We start from the raw sequence: 1,135 nt of genomic DNA on the forward strand, positions 1-1,135 counted from the left end.
TACCTCAACCCGCCCGCCGAGGCCGGCTATGGCCTCGCCGTCGAAGACATCGACGCCGCCGGCGGCGTGCTCGGCCAGCCGATCAAGGTCGGCCCGATCACCGACTCCGGCGCCTCGTCGGACCTGTCGGTCTCCACCGCCTCGGCTGCGCAGATCGCCTCCTCCGACGCGCAGGTCGTGCTCGGTGCCGAGTCCTCGAGCGTCAGCCTCAACTTCGTCGACACCATCGTCTCGAAGTGCAAGGTGCAGATCTCGCCCGCGAACACCGCGACCGAGCTCTCCGGTTACTCCAGCTACTACTTCCGCACCGCTCCGCCGGACACGGTGCAGGGCTCGGCGCTGGGCAACCTCGTCATCGGTGACGGCGTCCAGAAGGTCGCGTTCATCGTCTTCAACGACGCGTACGGCACCGGCCTGCGCGATGTCGTCGAAGAGACCGTCACGAAGGCGGGCGGCGAAGTCGTCTACGGCGCCAAGGGCAAGGGCCAGGAGTTCGCTCCCGGTCAGAAGACCTTCTCCTCCGAGGTGTCGGCGGCTCTGGCGGCCAAGCCCGACGCGATCGTGATCCTCGCCTTCGACGAGACCAAGCAGATCGTCCCCGAGCTGAAGGCTCAGGGCTGGGATCTGTCGAAGACGTACCTCGTCGACGGCAACACGGCCGACTACAGCAAGGACTTCGAGGCGGGCACGCTCACCGGCGCCCAGGGCACCATTCCCGGCGCCCAGCCCGACCCCGAGTTCAAGCAGCGCCTCGTGGACTTCTACAAGAAGAGCGCGAACGCCGACCTGAAGGACTTCTCGTACGCTCCCGAGTCCTACGACGCCATCGTGCTCGCGGCACTGGCCGCCGAGAAGGGCAAGGGCACCGACGGTCCGACGATCCAGGCGAACCTCGCCGCGGTCTCGGGCACCACCAACGGTGAGAAGTGCTCCGACTACGCCTCGTGCCTCGCGCTCATCAAGAGCGGCAAGGACATCACCTACACGGGTAAGGCGGGCATCGGTCCGTTCAACTCCCAGAACGACCCGTCGAGCGCCTACATCGGCATCTACAAGTTCGACGCGAACAACACTCCCCGTCTCCAGAAGTCCATCCAGGGCTCCGTGAACTGACACCTGCCACGAAAAAAAAGGG

General features: G+C 65.9%; 1 protein-coding gene. It reads left to right on the forward strand.

Annotation, left to right across the window (positions count from 1 at the left end; all coding sequences use genetic code 11):
• Positions 1-1,113: ABC transporter substrate-binding protein (locus tag I5I_RS03415; protein WP_036316500.1), on the forward strand; the 1,113-nt coding region annotated here is incomplete at its 5' end.
• Positions 1,114-1,135: the final 22 nt, after the last annotated feature.

The organism is Microbacterium sp. B24 (assembly GCF_000333415.1).
GTDB lineage: Bacteria > Actinomycetota > Actinomycetes > Actinomycetales > Microbacteriaceae > Microbacterium.